The sequence below is a fragment of the Caulobacter endophyticus genome (assembly GCF_029543245.1).
GTDB lineage: Bacteria > Pseudomonadota > Alphaproteobacteria > Caulobacterales > Caulobacteraceae > Caulobacter > Caulobacter endophyticus_A.
Window position 1 is genome coordinate 57,269 of record NZ_JARQWV010000023.1, and the last position, 22,005, is coordinate 79,273.

A 22,005-nucleotide genomic window follows, 5' to 3' on the forward strand; every position below is an offset into this window, starting at 1 on the left:
GGAATCCTGTTCCCTTATGGGTAAGGTCAACGACCTGGATCCGGAAATCCGCGCGCGCACCAACCTGACGCTTCTGTGCGCGTGGCGGGCGTTTTCACTTTCCTTATGCCCTGTGCGGCCGAAAACGCCTTTAGGCACAGGGCGTTCGAGCATTCGGGCAGCGATCGCGGACCTGACATTGGTCGCCCTTCCCCGAAATGGCTCAGGGCGAATGCCTTTAGAGGAGGGCTAGCTCGTCCCCGTCGGCGGCGGCAAGCCGGGCTTGGTAGCTGGCCCGCTGATGCTCGATCTTGGAATTGCGGGCGGCGAGAAACCTGCGAGTGGGGTCCCTCGCTGCTGAGCGAGCGGGCTTCAGCCTTGCAAATTTCCGAAGCCGGTCGGCCAAGAGGATGGCTTCGTGACCGATTTCCACTGCCGCATCTGAGGCGATCGGGCCCATGGATGGGCCGCTGTTGCCATACCAGTCGCCGTTCAGGCTCTCGGCATACTGATCGCGCCTGGCTCGGAACTCCTGCGCTTCCTCATATGCGTCGATCTTCAGGTTCTTGACCGCGGCGTCGGGAAACTCGGCCAGATGGGGGATGTGGGTCACGAAGTTGTCGTAGGCCTTCCGGTCATAAGCCTCGTCGTTGTGGCTGCAGACGGCCGCGCACTGACTTGCGAATTCCTCGACCAAGTGAGCGAGCTGGAGGGCGGCCCGGCGTGCTTCTAGTCGCTTCGTCCGGTGTTCGCGCCACCAGGGGGTTCCCTGCGCGATAACCCCGCTGACGACAGCTGAGGCCAGAGATGACCCTACGACGCTTGCTATAACGGTCTGTAGGTCCATGGCGTCCCTGGCGGTTGAGGTCCGCATAATCTGGTCGAGCGCTCGCGGCCTCGCAAGGTTCGCGTTGCCTGCGCGAGCGTGGCGTCTGTCACAACGACCGATGCGACAAACGCCAAGGCCTATTTCTTCATCTGACCGGCCCCTCGATCTCTACCAACGCCAGCGCAGTTGAAATATCACGTGCGCCTTGCCTGAGCGCGCTTGCTGCTATGCTATCGGGCGTTGTTCGAGGGGCGTTTCATGAACCACCAGTCGATGTCGGCCTTCATCTGGTCCGTCGCCGACCTGCTGCGCGGGGATTACAGGCAGTCGGACTACGGCAAGGTCATACTGCCGTTCACGGTGCTGCGGCGGCTGGACTGCGTGCTGGACGCCACAAAGCCGGCGGTGCTGGAAGAACTGACCAAGCGCGGCGACGTCGGCGTCGAGCCGTTCCTGGTGCGTGCCGCCAAACAGAACTTCTACAACACCTCGAAGCTGGACATGGGGCGCTTGGTCGGTGACCCCGATAACATCGCCGCCAACCTCTACGCCTACATCCAGGCGTTCTCGCCGGCGGTGCGAGACATCTTCGAGCGCTTCGAGTTCGCCGCCCAGGTCGAGAAGCTCGCCAAGGCCGGGCTGCTTTATCTCGTGACAGAGCGGTTCGCCCGTATCGACCTGCACCCTGAGAAGGTCGACAACCACCAGATGGGTCTGGCCTTCGAGGAGCTGATCCGCAAGTTCGCCGAGCTGTCCAACGAGACCGCCGGGGAGCACTTCACGCCCCGCGAGGTCATCACGCTGATGGTGCACCTGCTCTTCGTTGAGGACGACGCGATCCTGTCCAAGCCGGGTGTGGTTCGCACCATCTACGATCCGACAGCTGGCACGGGCGGCATGCTCTCGATTGCCGAGGAGTATCTGAGTGAGCATAGCCCCGGCGCACGCCCGAGCATGTTTGGCCAGGAGCTGAACCCCGAGTCTTACGCGATCTGCAAAGCTGACATGCTGATCAAGGGGCAGGACGTGACGAACATCGTGTTCGGCAACACCCTCTCCGACGACGGCCACCAGGGTCGCAAGTTCGACTACATGCTCTCCAACCCGCCGTTCGGCGTGGAGTGGAAGAAGGTCGAGAAGGTCGTCCGCGCCGAGCACGAGCAGCAGGGCTTCGCCGGCCGCTTCGGCCCCGGCCTGCCGCGCGTCTCGGACGGCTCCCTGCTCTTCCTGCTGCACCTGCTGTCAAAGATGCGCCCGGCCCAAGACGGCGGCAGCCGGTTCGGCATCGTGCTCAACGGCTCGCCCCTGTTCACTGGCGGGGCCGGCAGCGGCGAGAGCGAGATCCGCCGCTACCTGCTGGAGAACGACCTGGTCGAGGCCATCGTCGCCCTGCCGACCGACATGTTCTACAATACCGGCATCGCCACCTATGTCTGGATCGTCTCCAACCGCAAACCGGCGGCGCGCAGGGGCCAACTGCAACTGATCGACGCCAGCGGCTTCTGGAAGAAGATGCGCAAGTCCCTGGGCTCCAAGCGCAAGGAGATGGGCGAGGACGACATCGCCCTGGTCACCCAGCTGTTCGGCGACTTCGTGGAGGCCCAGATCGCCACGGTGATCGACGCGGCCGGCAAGGAAACCGGCAAGGTCGTGGTGCGGGCCGGCGAGGCTGCGCCCGCCGCGCCCGAGGGCGGAAAGGTCAAGCTCGCGCCGCTGTCGCGGATCTTCGCCAACGAGACCTTCGGCTACCGCGCCATCACCGTCGAGCGTCCGCTGCTCGACGAGGCCGGCGCGCCTGTGGTGGGCCTGAAAGGTAAGAACAAGGGCAAGCCGGTCGCCGACAGCGCCCGCCGCGATACCGAGAACGTGCCGCTGACCGATGATGTCGACGCCTACTTCGCCCGCGAGGTGTTGCCGCACGCTCCCGACGCGTGGATCGACGAGGACAAGACCAAGACCGGCTACGAGATCCCGTTCAACCGCCATTTCTATGTGTTCGAGCCGCCGCGCGATCTCGCCGAGATCGATGCGGATCTGCGCGAGGTCACGGACCGGATCAAGGCGATGATCGAGAGGCTGGCGGCATGAGCTTTCCGGCTTACGAGTCCTACAAGGATAGCGGCCTGGACTGGCTGGGCGCGGTGCCGGACCATTGGCGGCTTGCGCCGTTCTGGAGCTTATTTCGGCGGACGAAGCGGACTGGGTTTCCTGACGCTGAGCTGCTCTCCGTCTATCGGGACTACGGCGTCATCCGAAAGGCTGACCGCGACGACAACTTCAATAACGCGTCAGAGGACCTGAGCACCTATCAGCTCGTCGAACCTGGCGACCTCGCCATGAACAAGATGAAGGCATGGCAGGGATCGCTGGGTGTGTCGGCGCATAAGGGCATTGTCAGCCCGGCGTATTTTGTCTTCCAGGCTCAACACGCAGAAGACCCGGCGTTTCTTCACTACCTACTCCGGTCGGGTGGATACGCGGTCGGCTTCATGACGATCTCCAAGGGGATCCGGATTGGTCAGTGGGACCTCGATCCCGACCACCTCGGCACTGTTCCGATCCCCCTTCCGCCCCTTGGGGAGCAACGCGCCATAGCCGCCTTCCTTGACCGAGAGACCGCCAAGATCGACGCGCTGGTAGGGGCGCAGCGGCAGCTGATCGAGCTGCTGAAGGAGAAGCGGCAGGCCGTCATCTCCCACGCCGTCACCAAGGGCCTCGATCCCTCCGTCCCGATGAAGGACTCCGGCATCGAGTGGCTCGGCCAGGTGCCGGCGCATTGGGAGGCGGTGCCCTTGAAGCGGTATCTCACCGTGCTGTCCGGCTATGCCTTTCCCTCGGCGGGGTTCGCCGACGATGCGGCGGAAGTGCCTCTCCTTCGCGGGGTCAACGTGGGCGTCGGGCGGGTTCGATGGGACGAGGTAGTCTACTGGCCGAAGAGCGAAACGGGGGAGCTTGCGGCTTGGCAGCTTGCCCTCGGCGACCTCGTCATCGGGATGGATCGCCCGTGGATCGCTGAAGGCTTGCGCCTAGCCGAGGTGGCAGAGCAAGACTTGCCGTGTCTGCTTCTCCAACGTGTGGCCGCTCTACGGACCTTACCAGGGCTCACCAGGGACTATCTGAAGCTCACCCTGCAGGGAGAAGCCTTCTATCACCACTGCGTGCCCGAAATGACCGGGGTCAGTGTGCCGCACATTAGCCCGGGGCAGATCTACGAGTTCGTCGTCGCCGTTCCTCCGCACGACGAGCAGGAGCAGATTTCAAAACTGGTGAAATCTGTCTCGGGAGATGCTGAACAGCTGGTGGCTGCGGGCGAGGAGGCCATCGCCCTTCTCCAAGAACGCCGCGCCGCCCTGATCTCCGCCGCCGTCACTGGCAAGATCGACGTGCGCGGTCTCGTCGTTGACGCTGAAAGCGCCGAGGCCGCATGAGCGACACCGTGATCGGCCGACTGGAGCGTGTGGCGCTGCGCGAGGTGTGGCGGCACGAGGCCTATGACTTCACGCGCTGGCTGCAGGAGAACATCGACGTTCTGAACGTGGCGGTCGGTCTGGATCTCGTCAACGTCAATCGCGAGCAGGCCGCCGGAGCCTTCAGCATCGACCTCGTCGCCGAGGATCAGGGCGGTGGCAAGGTGATCATCGAGAACCAGCTGGAGAAGAGCAACCACGACCACCTGGGCAAGCTGCTGACCTACCTCGTGGCCATGGAGGCGCGGGCGGCGGTGTGGATCGTTTCTGAGCCCAGGCCCGAGCACGTTTCAGCCGTGGCCTGGCTCAATGAGTCGAGCAGCGCCGACTTCTACCTGCTGAAGGTCGAGGCCGTGCGGATCGGTGATTCGCCGCCCGCGCCGCTGCTGACCCTGATCGTCGGGCCCTCGGCCGAGACCGAAGCCGTCTCGCGCAGCAAGCGGGAGTTCTCCGAGCGGCACAACATCTTCCAGAACTGGTGGGCGCAACTCATCGCCCATCCCGAAGCGCACCTTCACAAGCACATCACGCCCAGCCGCGTGCAGTGGATGGGCACCGCCACCGGCGTGCGGGGTCTGGGTCTGAACTACACCGTTCTGCAGGACGACTGCGGGGCCGAACTCTACATCGACCGAGGGCAGCGGGAGGAGAACAAGTCGCTCTTCGACCAGTTGCTCGCCCATCAGCAGGCCATCGAAACTACCTTCGGCGGACCACTTCGCTGGGAGCGCCTGGACGCCAAGCGCGCAAGCCGGATCAGCGTCCGCTTCCCCGGCGGCTACCGCTCGTCGCCGGAAGCCCAGGCGGGGGCCATTGAGCAGCAGATCGGCGCGATGAACCGCCTGCACGCCGCCATCTCACCCTTCCTGAAGACCCTGCGCCTGGGCGCTGTGGTTCCCGAGATCGAACCCGAGGTCTGATGAGCCTGCACAAGGAAATCCATTTCGAAGACGACGTCGTCGACCATCTCGGCGCGCACGGCTGGATCTACGAGCCCGGCTCGGGCTCGCAGCATGACCGCTCGCGGGCGCTGTTCGTCGAGGATCTGGTCGCCTGGGTGCAGGACAGCCAGCCAGAGGCCTGGGAAGCCCTGAGCAAGACCCACGGACCGGCCGCCGCCGAGGTGCTGGCCGACCGGGTGCGCAAGTCGCTGGACGACCGGGGCGTGCTGGACGTGCTGCGCGGTGGGCTCGACATGGTGGGGCTGCGTCGGCGGTTGGACCTGGCGCAGTTCAAGCCGGCCATGGGCATGAACCCGGAGATCACCCGCCGCTACCAGGCCAACCGCCTGCGCGTGGCGCGGCAGGTGCGCTACTCGACCGCCAACGAGAACTGCTTCGACCTGGTGCTCTATCTGAACGGCGTGCCGGTCGCGACCGTCGAGCTGAAGACCGACTTCACCCAGAGCCTGCAGGACGCCACCGACCAATACCGCTTCGACCGTGATCCCCGGCCCAAGGGCGGCAAGGTCGAGCCGCTGCTGAACTTCCCCGGCGGGGCGCTGGTGCATTTCGCCGTCAGCAACGCCGAAGTGGCCATGACCACCAAGCTGCAGGGGCGCGACACCTTCTTCCTGCCGTTCAACAAGGGCGACCACGGCGGCAAGGGCAACCCGATCAATCCCAACGGCCACCGTACGGCCTATCTCTGGGAAGAGGTCTGGCAGCGCGACAGCTGGCTGGAGATCCTGGGCCGCTACATGGTGACCCGGCGCGACGCCAAGAAGCAGATCACCGGCGTGATCTTCCCGCGCTACCACCAGCTGGACGCCACGCGGAAACTGGCCGCCCAGGTGCTGGAGGAGGGACCGGGCGGGCGCTTCCTGATCCAGCACTCGGCCGGGTCGGGCAAGACCAACTCCATCGCCTGGGCCGCGCACCTGTTGTCGGAGCTGCACGACGCCAATGACGACAAGCTGTTCTCCAGCGTGATCGTGGTGTCGGACCGCAACGTCATCGACACCCAGTTGCAGGAGGCCCTGTTCGACTTCCAGCGCATCGCCGGCGTGGTGGCGACGATCAAGAACGAGGGCGGCTCCAAGAGCGGTCAGTTGGCCGAGGCCCTGGCGGCGGGCAAGAAGGTGATCGTCTGCACGATCCAGACCTTCCCCTTCGCCATCGAGGCCGTGCGCGAGCTGGCGGCCACCGAGGGCAAGGCCTTCGCCGTGATCGCCGACGAGGCCCACTCCAGCCAGACCGGCGAGGCCGCCGCCAAGCTCAAGCAGATGCTCTCGGCCGAGGAGGCGGCGGAACTGGCCGACGGCGGCGAGGTCAGCAACGAGGACATCCTGGCCGCCCAGATGGCCGGACGCGCCGCCAGCGACAAGGGCATCACCTACGTCGCCTTCACCGCCACGCCCAAGGGCAAGACGATGGAGCTGTTTGGCCGACCGCCGCATCCCGACCGGCCCATCGGCGACGGCAACCTGCCCGGCCCGTTCCACGTCTATTCGATGCGCCAGGCCATCGAAGAGGGCTTCATCCTCGATGTGCTGCGCAACTACACCCCCTACAAGCTGGCGTTCCGCTTGGCCCACGAGGGACGCGACCTCGACGACAAGGAGGTCGAGCGCAGCAAGGCCCAGAAGGAAATCATGCGCTGGGTGCGCCTGCACCCGCACAACATCAGCCAGAAGGTCCAGATCGTCGTCGAGCACTACCGCGAGAACGTGCAACCCCTGCTTGGCGGCAAGGCCAAGGCCATGGTGGTGCTGGGCAGCCGCGCCGAGGCGGTGCGTTGGCAGGTGGCGATCCAGCGCTACATCAAGGACCAGGGCTACCCGCTGGGCACGCTGGCGGCCTTCTCCGGCGAGGTGACCGATAAGGACCTGGGCGAGGTCAGCGAGACCAGCCACGCGCTCAATCCCGGTCTGACCGGCCGCGACATCCGCGACGCCTTCAAGGGCGAGACTTTCCATCTGTTGCTGGTGGCGAACAAGTTCCAGACCGGCTTCGACCAGCCCCTGCTGTGCGGAATGTATGTGGACCGGCGGCTGGCGGGCATCCAGGCGGTGCAGACCCTCTCGCGCCTGAACCGCGCCCATCCGGACAAGGACACCACCTACGTCCTCGACTTCGTCAACAGCTCCGACGAGATCCTGGCGGCGTTCCGCACCTACTACGAGACGGCGGAACTGGAGAGCGCGACCAATCCGGACCTGATCTACGACCTGCGCGCCAAGCTGGACGGCAGCGGACACTACGACGACTTCGAGGTCGAGCGGGTGGTGAAGGTCGAGCTGAACCCGGTGGCCCGCCAGTCCGACCTGATCGCCGCTATCGAGCCGGTGGCTAGCCGCATCGTCCACGCCTTCAACGCCGCCAAGCAGGCCTGGACGCTCGCTGACGCCCAGGGCGACGAACGCGCCAAGGGTGACGCCAAGGACCACATGGACGCCCTGGCGCTGTTCAAGGGCGACATGGGCACGTTCGTGCGGCTCTACAGCTTCCTCAGCCAGATCCTCGACTACGGGAACACCGAGATCGAGAAGAGGGCGATCTTCTATCGCCGCCTGCTGCCGCTGCTGGAGTTCGGCCGCGAGCGGGCGGAGATCGACCTGTCGAGCGTGAAGCTGACGCACCATAGCCTGAAGGCCGAGGCCAAGCGCGATCTGCTCTACGGGGGCGACGCGCCCAAATTGCCGGGCATGACCGATACAGGCTCGGGCAGCCTGCAGGAAAAGGATAAGGCGCTGCTCGACGAGATCATCGCCAGGGTGAACGACCTCTTCGAGGGGCAGCTCTCCGACGACGACCAGCTGCACTACGTTAATGGCTTCTTGAAGAGCCACATGCTGGCCTCGCAAGAGCTGCAAGAGCAGGCGTTGGCCAACACGCGGGCGCAGTTCAGCAACTCGCCCACGCTGCAAAGCCAGTTGCTCGATGCGGCCATGGACAGCGACGATGCGTTTACGTCGATGAGCCGGCAGGTGCTCGCATCGGAACGCATCCGCGAGGAGCTACTGAAGATCCTGCTGGGACCGGGCGACCTCTACGGGGCATTGCGGCGCGCCGCTGGAGCAAATGAGGCGGAACGTTAGAAGGGGGGCTGGACGCCCCAGAACGCCACCAGCACACCCTTGGCCCCGTGAATCTCGTGCCCTAGATGGTCGCGCTCCATCGTCCAGGAGCGTCACAATGCAGCGGTTCGTCGCCTACTATCGGGTCTCTACCAAGCGGCAGGGCGACAGCGGTCTCGGACTGGACGCCCAGCGTGACGCTGTCCGGGGCTTCGTCGCTGGTAGGGCGGTAGTCGCCGAGTTCGAGGAGGTCGAGAGCGGCAAGAAGGCTGATCGCCCTGCCCTGGAAGCCGCTCTACGGGCCTGTCGGCTGCACGGGGCGACCCTGGTCATCGCCAAGCTCGACCGCCTCTCCCGCAGCGTGACCTTCATCTCCAAACTCATGGATGAAGGCGTCCAGTTCGTCGCCTGCGACTTGCCGCACGCCAATGCCCTGACGGTCGGCATCATGGCCAGCGTCGCGCAGTTCGAGCGGGAGATGATCTCGACCCGGACCCGCCAGGCGCTCGCCGCCGCCAGGGCTCGCGGTGTCGTTCTCGGCGGTCGTCGTGGCGACCACCGGATCGAGGACTACGGTGAAGCTGGTCGACAGCGCTCTGCACGCGTTCGGCGAGTTGCCGCCGACGCCACCGCCGGAGACTGCTTGATCGCGATCGAGGATGTCAGGAAAGAGGGCGCTCAGTCGCTTCGGGGTGTCGCCGCCGCGCTGAACGCCCGCAGGATACCAGCTCCGCGTGGCGGCGAGTGGTCGGCTGGTCAGGTGCGTAGAGTGATTATGCGAACGTCTGGAGGCGGGCTTGGCTGACGACCTCCTCGTCAAAGCCCGGAATGCCCGGCGCGACCTCAATGGCGAACTCGCTCGCGATCAACGTGAAGCGAACGAAGTTCGGCAGAAGGCGGATGACCTAAAGCGAGCCATGAAAAAGGCGGCTGATCGGGCGCGCGCCGGAGTGGTGGTCAGGTCAAAAAAGCCGAAGCGGCTAAGGCGCTGGTCAATGCAGCAGGACGCCAAAACCTTCCGGTCAATCAAGGCCGCGCTAGCCGACGACGACCGGGTCGTGCTCACCTCCCGGTCGGGGGATCTAGTGACAGATATGCGCTCAGACGGAAAGCGCATCAGGACGGACATCGAAGAGAGCAAGGCGACGTTCAAGGGCCAGAAGCAGACGACCTTCTACGTCCCCATCTGGGACCACTCCGGCGACTATATGAAGGCCCTGGCGTTCGGGCAGGTCGTCTATGAGGCTCAAGGCATGGCCATGTCGGTGAACCTGGGGGACGAGGTGATCAACGCGGCGATGAAGTCCTCGAAGTCCTTCGCTGCTCACATGCGGGACCGGATCACCAGCTATCTCAGGACGGCCATGACTGAGCTCGGTCAGCCGGTGCCGGATTACTTTTTCATGGTCGAGTCCGGTTACGGAGGGCAGCCGCACCTGCATGGCGCGATCGTCATCCATGATGAGCCGGAGATCCGCGCTGCCGTTCTGGAGGCTCTAAGGAAGGCTGGCGGGGACTGGAAGCCGCGCGCCAAGCAGGTTCAGGTGGATCTTCAGCCGCTCGTCACGCCCGCGAAGTGGATCGGCTACATCAGCAAGTGGTCCGCGCTCTCGAAGGGCCGACTTGGTGACGCATCGATTGTCGCCGCCAGCAACGGTCTCAGGGCGAAGGCCAAGGCCTGGTACCAGGCGGCTCGTCGATCAGGCGTGCCGATCGCCAATTGAAGCCGCTGGGCGTTCCGAGACCACGAACTCGACTGTATCGGCGGTGGCTGGCTGGTCTCTAAGGCCGTATAGGCCCCAGAGCTGCTGCCGGATCAGCCGCTGGTTCTTGATGAGCAAGCTGATCGCTGCGGCCTCGGAAAGCAGGCTGCTTAGCGGCCGGTCGTCACGGACTGCGTCGGCCATCGCCTTCATCTGCAGCCGGTGGAGAAGCTCCGTGGCCTTCAGCTGCTTCTCCCGCAGGGCGACGATCTCCTCGGCGCGGCGGGCTGCGTCGTCCTTCAGGCCCTCGATGCAGGCTTCTTCGACGACGTGACAGCGGGAGCCGTAGATCGCTCCGCGCTTGTTCATGCCCTCGCTCATCGACTGCCGGGAGATCCCGAACTTCCTGGCAAGGCCGGCCTTGGTCATCTGGCCGGTCTCTAGCAGGGCCTTGGCCTGCGCCCACTGGGCCGGCGTGAGGCGCGTCTGTCGCGCAGGTGCTGGTTCAGATTTCATCGTCTCGTTCGCGGTCACGGGAAATCATTATAACGAAAAGGCGAATTATTGCCACGCGCAGAGCGATGTTTGCCGAACTAATGATCTCTCGTGTTGGTGTAAAACATAGAGATCGTCCAAAAGGAGACTTGACGGTGTTGAAGATCTTTTCTGTGTGTCGCGGGGGCTCGCTAGCCGATCGTCGCGTCGGAGGTGGTCGATGACCAACGCCTTCGCCAGCTATATCGCCTCTCAACTCGTCCTCCAGGACCGCACTGCCGACCAGCTTGCAGAAGCTGCCGGCTACAAGCGCTCGACCATCATCGGCATGTGGGTCCGGGGCGAGTTCATCCCCGACCAGTCGCTCCTGCCCAAGCTCGCTGAGGTTCTCGGCGTGGACATCGTCACGCTGGCGCTCAACTGGCTCGCGGCGGCCCTGCCCAACCAGGAGGAGGCCTTCCTGTCCGCGATCGTAACCCGGGCTCAGCAGATCGAGCTGGGCGAGGACGGCCAATGAGCTGCTTCCGGGGTCCTATCGACTGGGTGCTGGCGGCTTGGTTCTTCGGCTGGCCGATCATCGCCCTCATCCGCTTCGAGATCCGGATGCGACAGGGGCGGTACGACTCCGAGAAGCAGGATGGTCCGTCCTGAGTCCTGGGGGCCGCTCAGGGGCTCGAAGCTGGGCTGTACGCTACCCTGGTAGCTGACGACGACTTCGAGTCCTCCTGGGCGATTTTCTGGGCAGGTCAGAAGTCGAGGTCGTCGGGGAGCACTGAGGCCAGCGTTGCCATCAGCGCGCCAGGGTCGGCGTCGAGCGCGCGGGCAAGGGCGATGAACTCGACGACATCGAGGCGGCGTTCTCGGCCTTCGATCTTTGAGACGAACGACCGGGGCTTGCCCAGGCGATCAGCGAGTTCGCGCTGGCTGAGTCCGACCGTCTTCCGGGTCTCGATCAGAAAGCTCACCGCGGCCTCGTAGGCCTTCGACGAGACCCAAGGCCTTTGCATGTGCGCCGCCTGTTGCTCCAGCGGCGGTTCTGCTATGCGCGACGCACGCACCCATCATGGGTGCAGAGTGTGAGTTTGGGGGCGTACATGCGTAACGTGAAGGGTCTGTCGGTCGGGGTGGCGCTCCTATCCCTGGCTGGATGTGGAGAGGTTCAGGACCCCTATCCGCTGGCGCTTGCCGAGGATGCTCACCGGGCATTGGCCGAGGCGTTGAAGGACCCCGATAGCGCCAAGTTCCAGGGCGTGACGTGGTCGACGACGGTCGAAGGGCCAGCCGTGTGCGGCCTGGTAAACGCCAGGAACGGGTTCGGCGCGTATGGCGGCGCTCAACGCTTCATCCGGACTTTCTCTACAGCCGACGCCGCCATCATTGAGCGCCTGAGCCACGAGAGCGGTCAGCTTCGTGAAGCCGATCTCGACACTCTGAAATCGCAACGGGTGGTCGCTGAGATCCACGAGCGCTATCCCGACCAGGGTGACGCGCCCGTCTCGACGTCGCGGCTCTACATGGCCGGCATGGTCGGCGACAGCGACATGGATCACCTGTGGGCGCGGTGGTGCGGCTTTCCGGACCCGATCCCTTCGCCTAATGCGTTCTCCGCACCTGCGAGCGAGTGAATTGCGGTCGTCGTCCTGACCTTCGTACTTGAGTTGGGTCCGTCCCGACTCCTGGGCGGTGCTGCGGGGTGTGAAGCGCTGCCTTGGGCTGCTGGGTAGCGCGCGACCGTTTGATGGTCTCCTGGGGCAAAAATTAAGAGCGACCCGGTGGGACAACCTGGGCGGACTCGACTCGTCGGCCGGACGGTGTCATAAAAGTTCATCTTTTGTTCCAATTGAACGGCTTGGCGCTCCTTTCGGGCGAACGAGAACTCATGTCCAAAATCCTGGCCCGACTGACCGTGAAGCTGACCCGCGTAACTCATGCCTACGGCGGCCACCGGGGGCGTGAGACGCTGCATTTCACCTTCGAGGGCGGCCAGCCGCGGCGGGCCAGAGCCGCACGTAGCTTCGTGGCACCCCAGGATGTGCCGATCTTCGAGGGTGACGAGGCCTGGTTTGAAGTGGAGCAGGTCGCGTCGAGACCCTGGTCATACTGGCGGGCCGTAAGGCGGGTGGATCCGCCCAATGCCTGAGCCAAGCCCGAGCGAGAGACGCAAGGCCGCCCAGCTGGCGGACGATTTCGCCGGCGTCCGTCTCGTCGAGGCCCTGGAGCGGGGATGGGAGATCTCGTTCCGGTGCCAGTTCTGCGGAACCCAGAAGTCGTGGCGGCGGGACGTCATGCTTGGGCGTGCCCGGCCCTTCCTGAACTGCACGATGACCCAGCTCCAGACGAAAGCCCGGTGCCCAAGGTGCCCCGGGCGGATGCCCATCATGACCTTCCACGGTCTGGTGCAGCCTGCTGACCCCGCCCGGTCGCGCTGGGAGGTGATGAACGCTCTCATGGGCGTCGGCTTGATCCCGGCAGACTATGGCTACGGCCAGGAATGGCGAGGCTGATCGATGGCTGCGATCTGGCCGACGCTGCGGCGGATCAAGTCGTCGCTGACCATTACCTGCCTCAGGTGCGGCCACCGCGTGGTCTGGTCGCGCGAGAAGGCGGTGATGAACCTGGGTGGGCACACCATGCCGCACGAGCTTCGAGGAAAGCTCCGCTGCAGCCGCTGCGCCGCGCGGGGGCGAGACGGGCTGGTCGATACCGACGCTGCGATATAGCGTGAGAACCATGTTCGATGACCCTCGGGATAATCCGGTAAATCGACCGCCCCGATCGGCGGACGTGGAGGTCATGGGCGATGGCGCACCGCCAGATGATCTGGCCGTCCTGGATGACCCTGCCGTCGTCTATCGCGAGCTGTTTTTCGAGACTGACCCAGGCCCCGGCCATCCGCTCGGCTGGTGGGTGATGAAGCTTTGGTGCAGGGAGGCCGCCGATGTGCAACATCTACGAGCTCGAGTTCGACATCTTTGGCTGGGCGCAGGCGCATGAAGACCTTCTTGGCAGGCACCTGACGCTCCCCGGCGGGGTGTCGTTCGCCGACGCGAACATCGACCTGACCTTCTCGCAATTCATTTACCCCGACTATCGCGCGCCGATCGTCCGTCGCGGCGCTGCTGGGGCTGATGAGGTCCATTTCGCCCGCTGGGGCATGCCCTCTCCGATTTTCGTCCAGAAGGAAGCTGCTAAGAAGCGCGCCGCTGGCCTGGAAAAGAAGGGCGTCGCCTACGACTTCGACGAATTGCTGCGGATGGAGCCCGACAAGGGGATCACCAACCTGCGGAACCTGGAGAGCCCGCATTGGCGTCGTTGGCATGCCGTGGATAACCGCTGCGTGGTGCCGATAACGTCGTTCAGCGAGCCGGATCAGGTCGGAGGGTCCCTCAAGCCAGTCTGGTTTGCCCGAACAGAAGAGCGCCCGTTCGCCTATTTCGCCGGCGTCTGGACCGAGTGGGCCTGCGTCCGAAAGATCAAGACGGGCTGGGAGGGCTGCGACCTGTTCGGCTTCCTGACGACCGAGGCGAATGAGGTCGTCTCGCCGTTTCACAGCAAGGCCATGCCGGTCTTCCTGACGACGCCGGAGGAGGTCGATACCTGGCTGACTGCGCCCTGGGAGGAGGCGGTGCAGCTACAGCGACCGCTGTCAGCCGGTGGGCTGCGGGTCATTGATCCGCCGATGAAGCGCGCGGCCTGAACCAAAACGGGGTTGCTTTCGTCTGGGGAGGCGACTATCCGACCGCCCTCGCGCTTCGGCGCGACGCTCACGGCCTTCTTGGTCGGCTACGTCCACCCATCCGGCGCAACCCAATCGGCCGGCCCTGGGATCGCAATGAACCTCTCTAAATCGACGGCCGAAGTCCGTCCGTTCGCCCTGTCGGGCAACCTCCTCACGACGGCTCAGGCCGCCGAGTTCCTCTCGATGTCGCAAAGGACGCTGGAAGACTGGCGTTTGCGCGGTGGTGGTCCGCGCTTCCGTAAGCTGGGGCGGTCGGTTCGCTATGCGCCGGTCGACTTGCAGGACTTCCTGGACCGCGCTGTCTATTCCAACACCGGTGAAGCCGGGCAGCTGAGGGCCGCGTGAGGAACGAGATCCGCATGCTTCCACCTTGCTTCCACGAGCAGCGAATGCCCCGTGGAAGCAACCGCCTCCGGAGAAAAAGTTGTTTATCTTCAAGGGGTTGGGTGGTGCCGCCTAGGTGACTCGAACACCTGACCTACGCATTACGAATGCGCCGCTCTACCGGCTGAGCTAAGGCGGCCCACGGCGCGCCGGCGAGATTCGCCGGGCGGAGGGAGCGCCTATTTAGCGGGGCGCGAGCCGCTTGCCAAGCGCCGTCGTGCGCCCGTGTTGCGACGGGGCGCCGGAGCAGGGCCGGGGGCGTCGGGCGAGGGCGGGTCGTCGAGTTCGCCGGGGTCGTCGGGAAACGGGATCAGGGCCCCGCCGGTCTCGGCCGCGTGCACGAAGGCGGTGGATTCGGCCAGGGTCGACTGGGCGTAGGCCGAGGGCAGCTGCGGCAGGTCGCTCATGGTGCGCTCGCGGCGCTCGAAGCGCGGGTGGATCAGCTCGCCGGTCTCGGCGTAGCCGGCGGCCAGGCGGGCCCAGTCCTCGCGGCCGTAGGCGAAGGCCTGGCCCTCGGGGTCGAGATCGCTCCAGTCGGGCTCCTGCGGGGCGGCGACGCCCCGGGCGACCCAGGCGCGGGCTTCGTCGGGCTCGGCGCAGGCGAAGGCGACGCGGGCCATCAGGCCGGCGATGCGGGCCGAGGGGGCGGTCTCTTCCGGCAGCAGGCGGGCCGCGGCGCGGGCGGCGACCGGGTCGCCGCCGATCAGGGCGCTCTCGACCTTGAGGATGCGGCTCTCGCGGGCCTCGGGCTTGAGCTGGGCCAGGGCCGAGAGGCGCGCGGCGCGGACCTTGGGGGTCTCGCTGGTCTTGAGGTCGCGATAGGCCAGCCACAGGGCCGGGTGGGGCGCGCCCTTCCAGGCGGCCTCGATCAGGGTCGCGGCCTTGGCGGCCTTGCCGTCGGCGGCCAGCAGGCGGGCGGCCATGACCACGCCGGGGGCGAAGTCGGACTTCAGCTTCACCGACTGAAGGGCGAAGTCGAGGGCCTGGTCGAGGGCCTTGGGATCGTCGCTGTCCTCGAGGCTCGCCGCCGAGGCGGCAAGGAGTGCGGCGCGGGCGCGTTCGGCCACCAGCGGCGAGACGATCTTGCGCTCCTGTCCGCCCTGGACGAGTTGCAGGGCCGCGGCCCAGTCGCCGGCCTCCAGCCGGGCTTCCAGGAGGGCGCGCCAGGCCCACAGGGCCGAGCGGGCGAGGCCATAGGCGGTTTCGGCGTGCCGCAGGGCCAGAGCGCGGTCGCCCTCGGCCAGGGCCAGTTGCATCAGCCCGCGCAGGCCGGCCAGGCGCATTTCGGGAAAGCCCAGCATCGCGTTCCAGGCCTGGCGGGCGGCGGTGGTGTCGCCGGCGGCTTCTGCGGCCTGGGCGGCCAGCACGCGCACCAGGGCCGGGGCGTCGTCATTGAGGTCGGCGGCCTTCTGGGCCAGGCGGCGGGCCTCGGAGCCGTCGCCGGCGGCCACCGCGAGGAAGCCGCGCGACAGAGCTTCGGTCGCCTGCTTGCGGCGGGCCTCGGCGCGGGCGCGGGCCGCGCGTCTGGGCGCCTCGATGATCCACAGCAGGCCCCGCCACAGGGCGGCGGCGAGCAGGGCGACCAGCAGGGTCAGCAGGGCGGCGGCGGCGGCCGTCATCTCGATCCGCCAGCCCAGCCATTCCAGGCTGGCCGCGCCCGGCTCGCCGGTCAGCGAGACCACGATTACGGCGATGACCGCGATCAGGACGAGGGCGAGGAGGGCGCGGATCATCGGGAGACCTCAGGGGAGGTCGCGGGCGGCGCTCCGGCCAGGCGGGCGTTCTGCTGGGCGCGCGAGACCTGCGTCAGGCCGGCCAGGGCGTCGTCGCGGACGGCGGCGACCAGGCGGTCGATCTCGGCCCGGCGCTCGGCCTCGGCCCGCCAGGCGGCCAGCACCGGGCGCGTGCTGGGCGGCAGGGTGTCGAGGGCGCGCAGGGCGCCGGTCAGGTCGCCGCCGTCGAGGCGGGCCTGGGCGCGGGCCAGCACGGCGTCGGGGCCGTTTCCGACCGTAGAGCCGACCTGACGGATGGTGACCACGCGCGACAGGGCGTGCTGCAGCTTGGCCAGGGCTCCGGCGTCGGGGCCCGGCTCGCGGGCGGCGACCGAGGCGCGGCCGGCCAGGGCGTCGAAGCCGGCGGCCAGGCCCGCGACCGTGGGGGCCCCCTGGCGGGCCAGGCGTTCGAGGGCGCGCACCTCCGACGACGGCGGCAGCACGCGTTCGAGGCCGGCGACGGCGTCGGCGAAGGGCTCGCCGCCTTGGGCGGCCTGGGCCAGGCCGGCCGCGGCCAGGGCCGCGCCGGCGGCGTCCAGCGTGTGCTGCTGGCCCGACTCGAGCAGGGCGATGCGGGCCTCCAGCCGGTCGACCTCGGCCGACGGCGAGGGCGCGGGCGGGGCGGCGACCACCGGGATGTCGGCGGCGGGGGCGGCGAAACCGGCGGCGACGGGCTGCTGGGCCGGCGGCGGAGCCTGCGGCGCGGCGTCGTTCTTCATGAACCAGGTCGGGCCGAAGCGGGCGATGGCGATCCCTGCGCCGACGCAGGCGATGCACACCACGATCATCACCCAGAACATCGGGCCCAGCAGGGGCTTTTTGGCATACAGGGCCGGGTCGCTGGGGGCGGCGATTTCGGCGGGGTCGGGGGCGGCGCTCATGATCCCCATTCGTGCCCCACGCGCGATTTGGGTGCAACTTCGCCTTAAGGCGAGATGAGGTCGAACAACGCTGTTTCGCGGGGGCGCGGCGCGGCGGCCACAGGCCCCAGCCGTCCGTCGACGGAGAGAGCGACAAGCGGCGCGGCCACGGCGGGCGACAGGCAGAAGGCCTTCAGGCCGGGCGCGGGGTGCTTGGCCAGCACGGCCGCCAGCGCCCGGGCGGCCTTGGGCGAGTGCAGCAGCACGGCGTGAAGACTTTCCAGCGCCGCCAGGGTCTCGGCGGACGGGGCGCGGACGACGCTTTCGTAGACGGCGATCGTGCGGGTCTCGATCCCGGCGCCGGCCAGGGGCGAGGCGAGGTCGCCGGCCGGTTCGGCGGCGGCGGGATGCAGCACCGCGCCTTCGAAACCCGTGCGGTGGGCGGCGATCAGGGCGGCCAGGGCGGCGACGTCGCCGTCCGCCGATTCGATGCGCGAGAAGCCGGCCTCGGCGGCGAGGTCGGCGGTTGCCGCCCCGACCGCGAACACCGGCAGGCCCCGTTCGGGCCTAGTTCGAGCGAAGGCGGCCACGCCGTTGCGGCTGGTGAAGGCCAGGGCCCCGATCCCGGCCAGGTCGACCGTCCACGGCAGGTCGCGGACCTCCAGCAGCGGGTCGACCAGGGGCGAAAGGCCCAGAGCCGAAAGGCGCGCGGCGGTGGCCTCGGCGCCCGGGCTGGCGCGGGTGATCCAGACGCGGGGCGCGTCCTTCGTCATTCCGTCGGCGCGATGATGGCGTCGCCGCCCTCGGCCTTGACCTCGGCCCCGAGCGACAGGCCCAGGGCCAGCGCCTGGCCGGCGTCGTCGCCACCGGTCAGCACGACTTCGCCTTCGCGACGGACGCGAATGACGCCGTCGGGGCTCAGCGCCTCGACCAGCAGCGACAGGCGCGAACCGTCCAGGCGGCCATAGGCGCCGACGGCCGTGCGGCACGAGCCTTCCAAGGCGTAGAGCGCGCCGCGTTCGGCGGCCACGGCGATGGTGGTCGGGCGGCAGCGGATGGCGGCCAGCCAGGGGGCGTCGACGTCCTCGGCCCGGCTCTCGATGGCCAGGGCGCCCTGGCCCGGAGCGGGCGGGGCGGCCAGCGGGTCGAGCCAGCTCTGCGGAATGTGGCCCATGCCCAGGCGGTTGAGGCCCGACTGGGCCAGCAGGATGGCGTCGGCCTCGCCGCGCTCGAGCTTGGCGAGGCGGGTGTCGACATTGCCGCGCAGCATGACGACGTCGAGGTCGGGGCGCACGTGCAGGGCCTGGGCCTGGCGGCGCAAGGACGCGGTGCCCAGGCGCGCGCCGTGGGGCAGGTCTTCCAGCCGCTGGGCGACCTTGCTGATGAAGGCGTCGCGGGGATCTTCGCGTTCGGGCGTGGCGGCCAGCACCAGGCCCGGCGGCAGCTCGGCCGGCATGTCCTTCAGCGAATGCACCGCGCAGTCGATGCGGCCGTCGAGCAGGGCCTCCTCGATCTCCTTGGTGAACAGGCCCTTGCCGCCGATCTCCATCAGCCGGCGGTCCTGGATGCGGTCGCCGCTGGTGACGATCGGGATCAGCTGGGCGTAAGCCGCGATCTCTTCCGGGCCGGCGTCCAGCGGCGCGCCGAGGGCGTGGGCGATCCGCGCCTGCATGTGGCCGGACTGGGCGAGCGAGAGCTTGGAGCCGCGCGCGCCGATGCGGATGGGTTGCCGGGACACGGTCGGGACGTTACCTGCATGCGAAAGACAAGCCTTCGCTGCTACAGGAGCGGCGGGAACCCCGCAACCGAATGACAACCCTTACGGATTCTGGCCTTACGATCCTTGGTCTGGAGACCAGCTGCGACGAGACCGCCGCCTCGGTGGTGCGCCGCAGCGCGGACGGCCGCGTCGAGGTGCTGTCGTCGATCGTCGGCACCCAGTTCGAGCAGCACGCCCCGTTCGGCGGGGTGGTGCCCGAGATCGCCGCCCGCGCCCATGTCGAGGTGATCGACAGTGTCGCCGCCCAGGCGATGCGCGCGGCCGGTATCGGCTATGATGCGCTGGACGGCGTGGCGGCTACTGCTGGCCCCGGCCTGGTCGGCGGGGTGATGGTCGGCCTGGCCTTCGGCAAGGCGGTGGCCCTGGCCCGCGACCTGCCGCTGGTGGCGGTCAACCACCTGGAAGGCCACGCGGTCTCGGCCCGCCTGGGGGCGGAGATCGCCTATCCCTTCCTGCTGCTGCTGGTTTCCGGCGGGCACTGCCAGCTCCTGGAAGTCGGCGGGGTGGGGGCCTGCAAGCGCCTGGGCACCACCATCGACGACGCGGCTGGCGAGGCCTTCGACAAGATCGCCAAGAGCCTTGGTCTGCCCTATCCGGGCGGTCCGGCGCTGGAGAAGCTGGCCAAGTCCGGCGACGCCAGCAAGTACGAACTGCCGCGCGCCCTCTTGGGCCGCAAGGATTGCGACTTCTCGTTCTCGGGCCTGAAGACCGCCGCCGCCCGCATCGCCGCGACGCTGACGACGGACCAGGAGCGCGCGGATCTGGCCGCCGCCGTGCAGTTCGCCATCGCCCGCCAGCTCTCCGAACGCACCGACCGGGCCATGAAGCTCTATGCCGCCGGACACGCGGCCGGCGAGCGCCGCTTCGTCGTCGCCGGCGGGGTGGCGGCCAACGGCGCGGTGCGCGCGGCGCTGCTGAAGGTCTGCGAGGACAACGGCTTTAGCTTCGACGCCCCGCCGCTGGCCTACTGCACCGACAACGCCGCCATGATCGCCCTGGCCGGGGCCGAGCGCCTGGCGGCGGGCATTTCCGACGATCTGGACGCCGTGGCGCGTCCCCGCTGGCCCCTCGACGAGGCCGCGGCGTTATCCAATCCGAGCAACAGTTTCGGTCGAAAGGGAGCCAAGGCATGAGCTTCACGCACGCGGGCGTCGTCGGCGCCGGCGCCTGGGGCACCGCCCTGGCCCAGGTGGCCGCGCGGGCCGGCCTCAAGGTCACCCTGCAAGCGCGCGAGCCGGAGGTCGTCGCCTCGATCGCCGCCCAGCGCGAGAACACGATGTTCCTGCCGGGCGTGACGCTGGAGCCGGCGATCACCGCCGTGTCCGACATGGCGGGCCTGGCGCCTTGCGATCTGATCCTGGCCGTGCCGCCGGCCCAGCACCTGCGCTCGGCCATGGCGGCCTTGGCGCCGCACCTGAAGCCCGGCGTTCCGGTGGTGCTGTGCTCCAAGGGCGTGGAGCAGGGCTCGCTGAAGCTGATGACCGAGGTCGCGGCCGAGACCCTGCCGGGCGTCGATATCGCCGTGCTGTCGGGCCCCAGCTTCGCCGGCGAGGTCGCCCGCGGCCTGCCCGCCGCCGCCACCCTGGCCTGCGAAGACGAGGCGCTGGGCAAGGCCATCGTCGAAGCCATCGCCATCCCGACCTTCCGTCCCTACTGGGCCGCCGATGTGATCGGGGCCGAGGCCGGCGGGGCGGTCAAGAACGTCCTGGCCATCGCCTGCGGCATCTCGGAGGGCAAGGGCCTGGGCCGCAACGCCCACGCCGCCCTGATCACCCGCGGCTTTGCCGAGCTGACCCGCCTGGCCGTGGCGGCCGGCGGCAAGGCCGAGACCGTGGCGGGCCTGTGCGGCCTGGGGGACCTGGTGCTCACCTGCTCGTCCAGCCAGTCGCGCAACATGAGCGTCGGCCTAGCCTTGGGCGCGGGCCAGACTCTGGAACAGGCCCTGGCCGGCAAGGTCAGCGTCGCCGAAGGCGTGGCCTCGGCCCCGGCCGTGCGCGCCCTGGCCCGCAAGCTGGGTGTCGAGACGCCGATCTGCGAAGCCGTCGCCGCCATCCTGGCCGGCGAGGTCGACGTCGACAGCGCCATCCTGGGCCTGCTCTCCCGCCCGCTGAAGGCGGAGTAAGCGAACCAAGATCCTCCCCCTCTGGGGGAGGTGTCGGCCCCCGGGTCCGGCCCAAGGGCCGGCCCGAGGATAAACTCCGCCGACGGAGGGGGGCCGTTTTCAGCTTCCGTCGCGTCGGCCGCCCTCGCAGCCACACCCCCCCTCCGGCCCTTCGGGCCACCTCCCCCAGAGGGGGAGGATCTTCAGGAAGGAACGCCCATGCCGCTCTACGCCATCGTCTGCAAGGACAAGCCCGGCGCGCTCGAAACCCGCCTGGCCGTGCGCCCCAAGCACCTGGAATACCTGGCCCAGTCGACCAATCTGAAGCTGGCCGGCGCCCTGCTGGACGACGCCGGCAGCCCGATCGGCTCGATCCTGGTGGTCGAGGCCGACGATGTGTCGGTGGCTCAGGCCCAGGCAGACAACGACCCCTACACCGCCGCCGGCATCTTCGAGAGCGTCGAGATCAATCCCTGGCGCCTGGCCGTCGGTTCGGTCTGACGCCCCTGATGGACGACAATCCCGCCCGCCCCGCGCCCGGCCAGGCGATCTGCGCCCTGGCCGATATTCCCGAGCCGGGCGCGGCGGGTTTCCGTTACCGTGAGGGGGAGGCGATGTTCGCCGGCTTCGTCGTCCGCAAGGACGGCGGGGTGTTCGGCTATGTCGACAGCTGCCCCCACGCCGGCTGGCCCCTGGCCGGGTTCAACGGCCGCTTCCTCACCCGCGAGAACGACCTGATCCTGTGCGCCGGCCACGCGGCCCTGTTCCGCATCGCCGACGGCGCCTGCGTGGCGGGGCCGTGCGGCGGCAAGTTCCTGACCGTCTGGCCGATCACGGTCGAGGACGGCCAGGTCCTGGCGGCCTGACCCTTCCTTAAC

24 protein-coding genes, 1 tRNA gene and 1 pseudogene are annotated in these 22,005 nt (G+C 67.8%); 18 read left to right on the plus strand and 8 right to left on the minus strand.

The genetic code is table 11. From position 1 onward, the window contains the following. Nucleotides 1-217: 217 nt before the first annotated feature. Complete coding sequence (locus P7A99_RS19980) at nt 218-676, minus strand: hypothetical protein (RefSeq protein ID WP_277795510.1); 459 nt, start codon at nt 674-676, stop codon at nt 218-220. A gap of 390 nt (nt 677-1,066) precedes the next feature. Between P7A99_RS19980 and P7A99_RS19985 the strand changes: the two genes are divergently transcribed. The 6 genes and pseudogenes from P7A99_RS19985 (at nt 1,067) to P7A99_RS20010 (ending at nt 10,017) form a co-directional block, all read left to right on the plus strand. After that, the gene (locus tag P7A99_RS19985) at nt 1,067-2,896 is read left to right on the plus strand and encodes a type I restriction-modification system subunit M (RefSeq protein ID WP_277795511.1); all 1,830 of its coding nucleotides are present in this window, start codon (nt 1,067-1,069) and stop codon (nt 2,894-2,896) included. After that, the gene (locus P7A99_RS19990) at nt 2,893-4,236 is read left to right on the plus strand and encodes a hypothetical protein (protein WP_277795512.1); all 1,344 of its coding nucleotides are present in this window, start codon (nt 2,893-2,895) and stop codon (nt 4,234-4,236) included. Before P7A99_RS19985 ends, P7A99_RS19990 begins: the two co-directional genes overlap by 4 nt. Continuing rightward, nucleotides 4,233-5,195, plus strand: coding sequence for a DUF4268 domain-containing protein (locus tag P7A99_RS19995; protein WP_277795513.1), 963 nt, complete (start codon nt 4,233-4,235; stop codon nt 5,193-5,195). The genes P7A99_RS19990 and P7A99_RS19995 overlap by 4 nt, the downstream gene beginning before the upstream one ends. Next, nucleotides 5,195-8,029 (plus strand): annotated as a pseudogene (locus P7A99_RS20000) (type I restriction endonuclease subunit R); the annotation flags it as partial. The gene P7A99_RS19995 and the pseudogene P7A99_RS20000, both read left to right, overlap by 1 nt. A gap of 382 nt (nt 8,030-8,411) precedes the next feature. After that, nucleotides 8,412-9,098, plus strand: a complete 687-nt coding sequence (locus P7A99_RS20005; RefSeq protein ID WP_277795514.1) for a recombinase family protein — start codon at nt 8,412-8,414, stop codon at nt 9,096-9,098. Continuing rightward, nucleotides 9,091-10,017, plus strand: a complete 927-nt coding sequence (locus P7A99_RS20010; RefSeq protein ID WP_277795515.1) for a hypothetical protein — start codon at nt 9,091-9,093, stop codon at nt 10,015-10,017. Before P7A99_RS20005 ends, P7A99_RS20010 begins: the two co-directional genes overlap by 8 nt. Here the strand turns inward: P7A99_RS20010 and P7A99_RS20015 are convergent. Then, nucleotides 9,994-10,530: a hypothetical protein gene (locus tag P7A99_RS20015; RefSeq protein ID WP_277795516.1), complete on the minus strand. Its 537-nt coding sequence runs from the start codon at nt 10,528-10,530 to the stop codon at nt 9,994-9,996. The genes P7A99_RS20010 and P7A99_RS20015 overlap by 24 nt on opposite strands. 181 nt (nt 10,531-10,711) lie before the next feature. Here P7A99_RS20015 and P7A99_RS20020 point away from each other — a divergent pair, with 181 nt between their 5' ends. After that, nucleotides 10,712-11,008 carry a helix-turn-helix domain-containing protein gene (locus tag P7A99_RS20020; protein ID WP_277795517.1) on the plus strand — a complete coding sequence of 99 codons (297 nt, stop codon included), beginning with the start codon at nt 10,712-10,714 and terminating at the stop codon, nt 11,006-11,008. Then, entirely contained in the window at nt 11,005-11,142 is a 138-nt protein-coding gene (locus tag P7A99_RS20025; protein ID WP_277795518.1) for a hypothetical protein, read from the plus strand. The genes P7A99_RS20020 and P7A99_RS20025 overlap by 4 nt, the downstream gene beginning before the upstream one ends. Nucleotides 11,143-11,237: 95 nt before the next feature. Here P7A99_RS20025 and P7A99_RS20030 read toward each other — a convergent pair whose 3' ends face one another. Further along, nucleotides 11,238-11,456 (minus strand): helix-turn-helix domain-containing protein, encoded by a 219-nt coding sequence (locus tag P7A99_RS20030; protein WP_277795519.1) that lies wholly within the window; start codon nt 11,454-11,456, stop codon nt 11,238-11,240. Nucleotides 11,457-11,585: 129 nt separating this feature from the next. Here P7A99_RS20030 and P7A99_RS20035 point away from each other — a divergent pair, with 129 nt between their 5' ends. The 6 genes from P7A99_RS20035 to P7A99_RS20060 all read left to right on the plus strand — a co-directional run bounded on the left by P7A99_RS20035 (nt 11,586) and on the right by P7A99_RS20060 (nt 14,575). Next, nucleotides 11,586-12,116 carry a hypothetical protein gene (locus P7A99_RS20035; protein WP_277795520.1) on the plus strand — a complete coding sequence of 177 codons (531 nt, stop codon included), beginning with the start codon at nt 11,586-11,588 and terminating at the stop codon, nt 12,114-12,116. Between the two features lie 254 nt (nt 12,117-12,370). Beyond that, nucleotides 12,371-12,631, plus strand: a complete 261-nt coding sequence (locus P7A99_RS20040; protein ID WP_277795521.1) for a hypothetical protein — start codon at nt 12,371-12,373, stop codon at nt 12,629-12,631. 238 nt (nt 12,632-12,869) lie between these two features. Next, nucleotides 12,870-12,995: a hypothetical protein gene (locus P7A99_RS20045; protein WP_277795522.1), complete on the plus strand. Its 126-nt coding sequence runs from the start codon at nt 12,870-12,872 to the stop codon at nt 12,993-12,995. Nucleotides 12,996-12,998: 3 nt separating this feature from the next. Further along, on the plus strand, nt 12,999-13,211 hold the full coding sequence (locus P7A99_RS20050; RefSeq protein ID WP_277795523.1) for a hypothetical protein: 213 nt from the start codon (nt 12,999-13,001) through the stop codon (nt 13,209-13,211). Nucleotides 13,212-13,429: 218 nt separating this feature from the next. Then, entirely contained in the window at nt 13,430-14,188 is a 759-nt protein-coding gene (locus P7A99_RS20055; RefSeq protein ID WP_277795524.1) for an SOS response-associated peptidase, read from the plus strand. Nucleotides 14,189-14,323: 135 nt separating this feature from the next. Then, on the plus strand, nt 14,324-14,575 hold the full coding sequence (locus tag P7A99_RS20060) for a helix-turn-helix domain-containing protein (protein WP_277795525.1): 252 nt from the start codon (nt 14,324-14,326) through the stop codon (nt 14,573-14,575). 102 nt (nt 14,576-14,677) lie between these two features. Here P7A99_RS20060 and P7A99_RS20065 read toward each other — a convergent pair. The 5 genes from P7A99_RS20065 to hemC form a co-directional block, all read right to left on the minus strand. After that, nucleotides 14,678-14,753 (minus strand) — tRNA-Thr (locus P7A99_RS20065). A 40-nt stretch (nt 14,754-14,793) separates the two neighbouring features. Further along, a complete protein-coding gene (locus P7A99_RS20070) occupies nt 14,794-16,347 on the minus strand; it encodes a heme biosynthesis HemY N-terminal domain-containing protein (protein ID WP_277795526.1) in 1,554 nt (517 codons plus the stop codon). Next, nucleotides 16,344-17,267 (minus strand): COG4223 family protein, encoded by a 924-nt coding sequence (locus P7A99_RS20075; RefSeq protein WP_277795527.1) that lies wholly within the window; start codon nt 17,265-17,267, stop codon nt 16,344-16,346. Before P7A99_RS20075 ends, P7A99_RS20070 begins: the two co-directional genes overlap by 4 nt. Before the next feature lie 44 nt (nt 17,268-17,311). Next, nucleotides 17,312-18,019 (minus strand): uroporphyrinogen-III synthase, encoded by a 708-nt coding sequence (locus P7A99_RS20080; RefSeq protein WP_277795528.1) that lies wholly within the window; start codon nt 18,017-18,019, stop codon nt 17,312-17,314. Beyond that, on the minus strand, nt 18,016-18,984 hold the full coding sequence (hemC, locus tag P7A99_RS20085) for a hydroxymethylbilane synthase (RefSeq protein WP_277795529.1): 969 nt from the start codon (nt 18,982-18,984) through the stop codon (nt 18,016-18,018). Before hemC ends, P7A99_RS20080 begins: the two co-directional genes overlap by 4 nt. Before the next feature lie 71 nt (nt 18,985-19,055). Between hemC and tsaD the strand changes: the two genes are divergently transcribed. The 4 genes from tsaD (at nt 19,056) to P7A99_RS20105 (ending at nt 21,993) form a co-directional block, all read left to right on the plus strand. Then, on the plus strand, nt 19,056-20,159 hold the full coding sequence (tsaD, locus tag P7A99_RS20090) for a tRNA (adenosine(37)-N6)-threonylcarbamoyltransferase complex transferase subunit TsaD (protein ID WP_277795530.1): 1,104 nt from the start codon (nt 19,056-19,058) through the stop codon (nt 20,157-20,159). After that, a complete protein-coding gene (locus tag P7A99_RS20095) occupies nt 20,156-21,148 on the plus strand; it encodes an NAD(P)H-dependent glycerol-3-phosphate dehydrogenase (RefSeq protein ID WP_277795531.1) in 993 nt (330 codons plus the stop codon). Before tsaD ends, P7A99_RS20095 begins: the two co-directional genes overlap by 4 nt. A gap of 198 nt (nt 21,149-21,346) precedes the next feature. Further along, nucleotides 21,347-21,628 carry a YciI family protein gene (locus tag P7A99_RS20100; RefSeq protein ID WP_277795532.1) on the plus strand — a complete coding sequence of 94 codons (282 nt, stop codon included), beginning with the start codon at nt 21,347-21,349 and terminating at the stop codon, nt 21,626-21,628. An 8-nt stretch (nt 21,629-21,636) separates the two neighbouring features. Continuing rightward, the gene (locus P7A99_RS20105; RefSeq protein ID WP_277795533.1) at nt 21,637-21,993 is read left to right on the plus strand and encodes a Rieske (2Fe-2S) protein; all 357 of its coding nucleotides are present in this window, start codon (nt 21,637-21,639) and stop codon (nt 21,991-21,993) included. Nucleotides 21,994-22,005 lie beyond the last annotated feature (12 nt).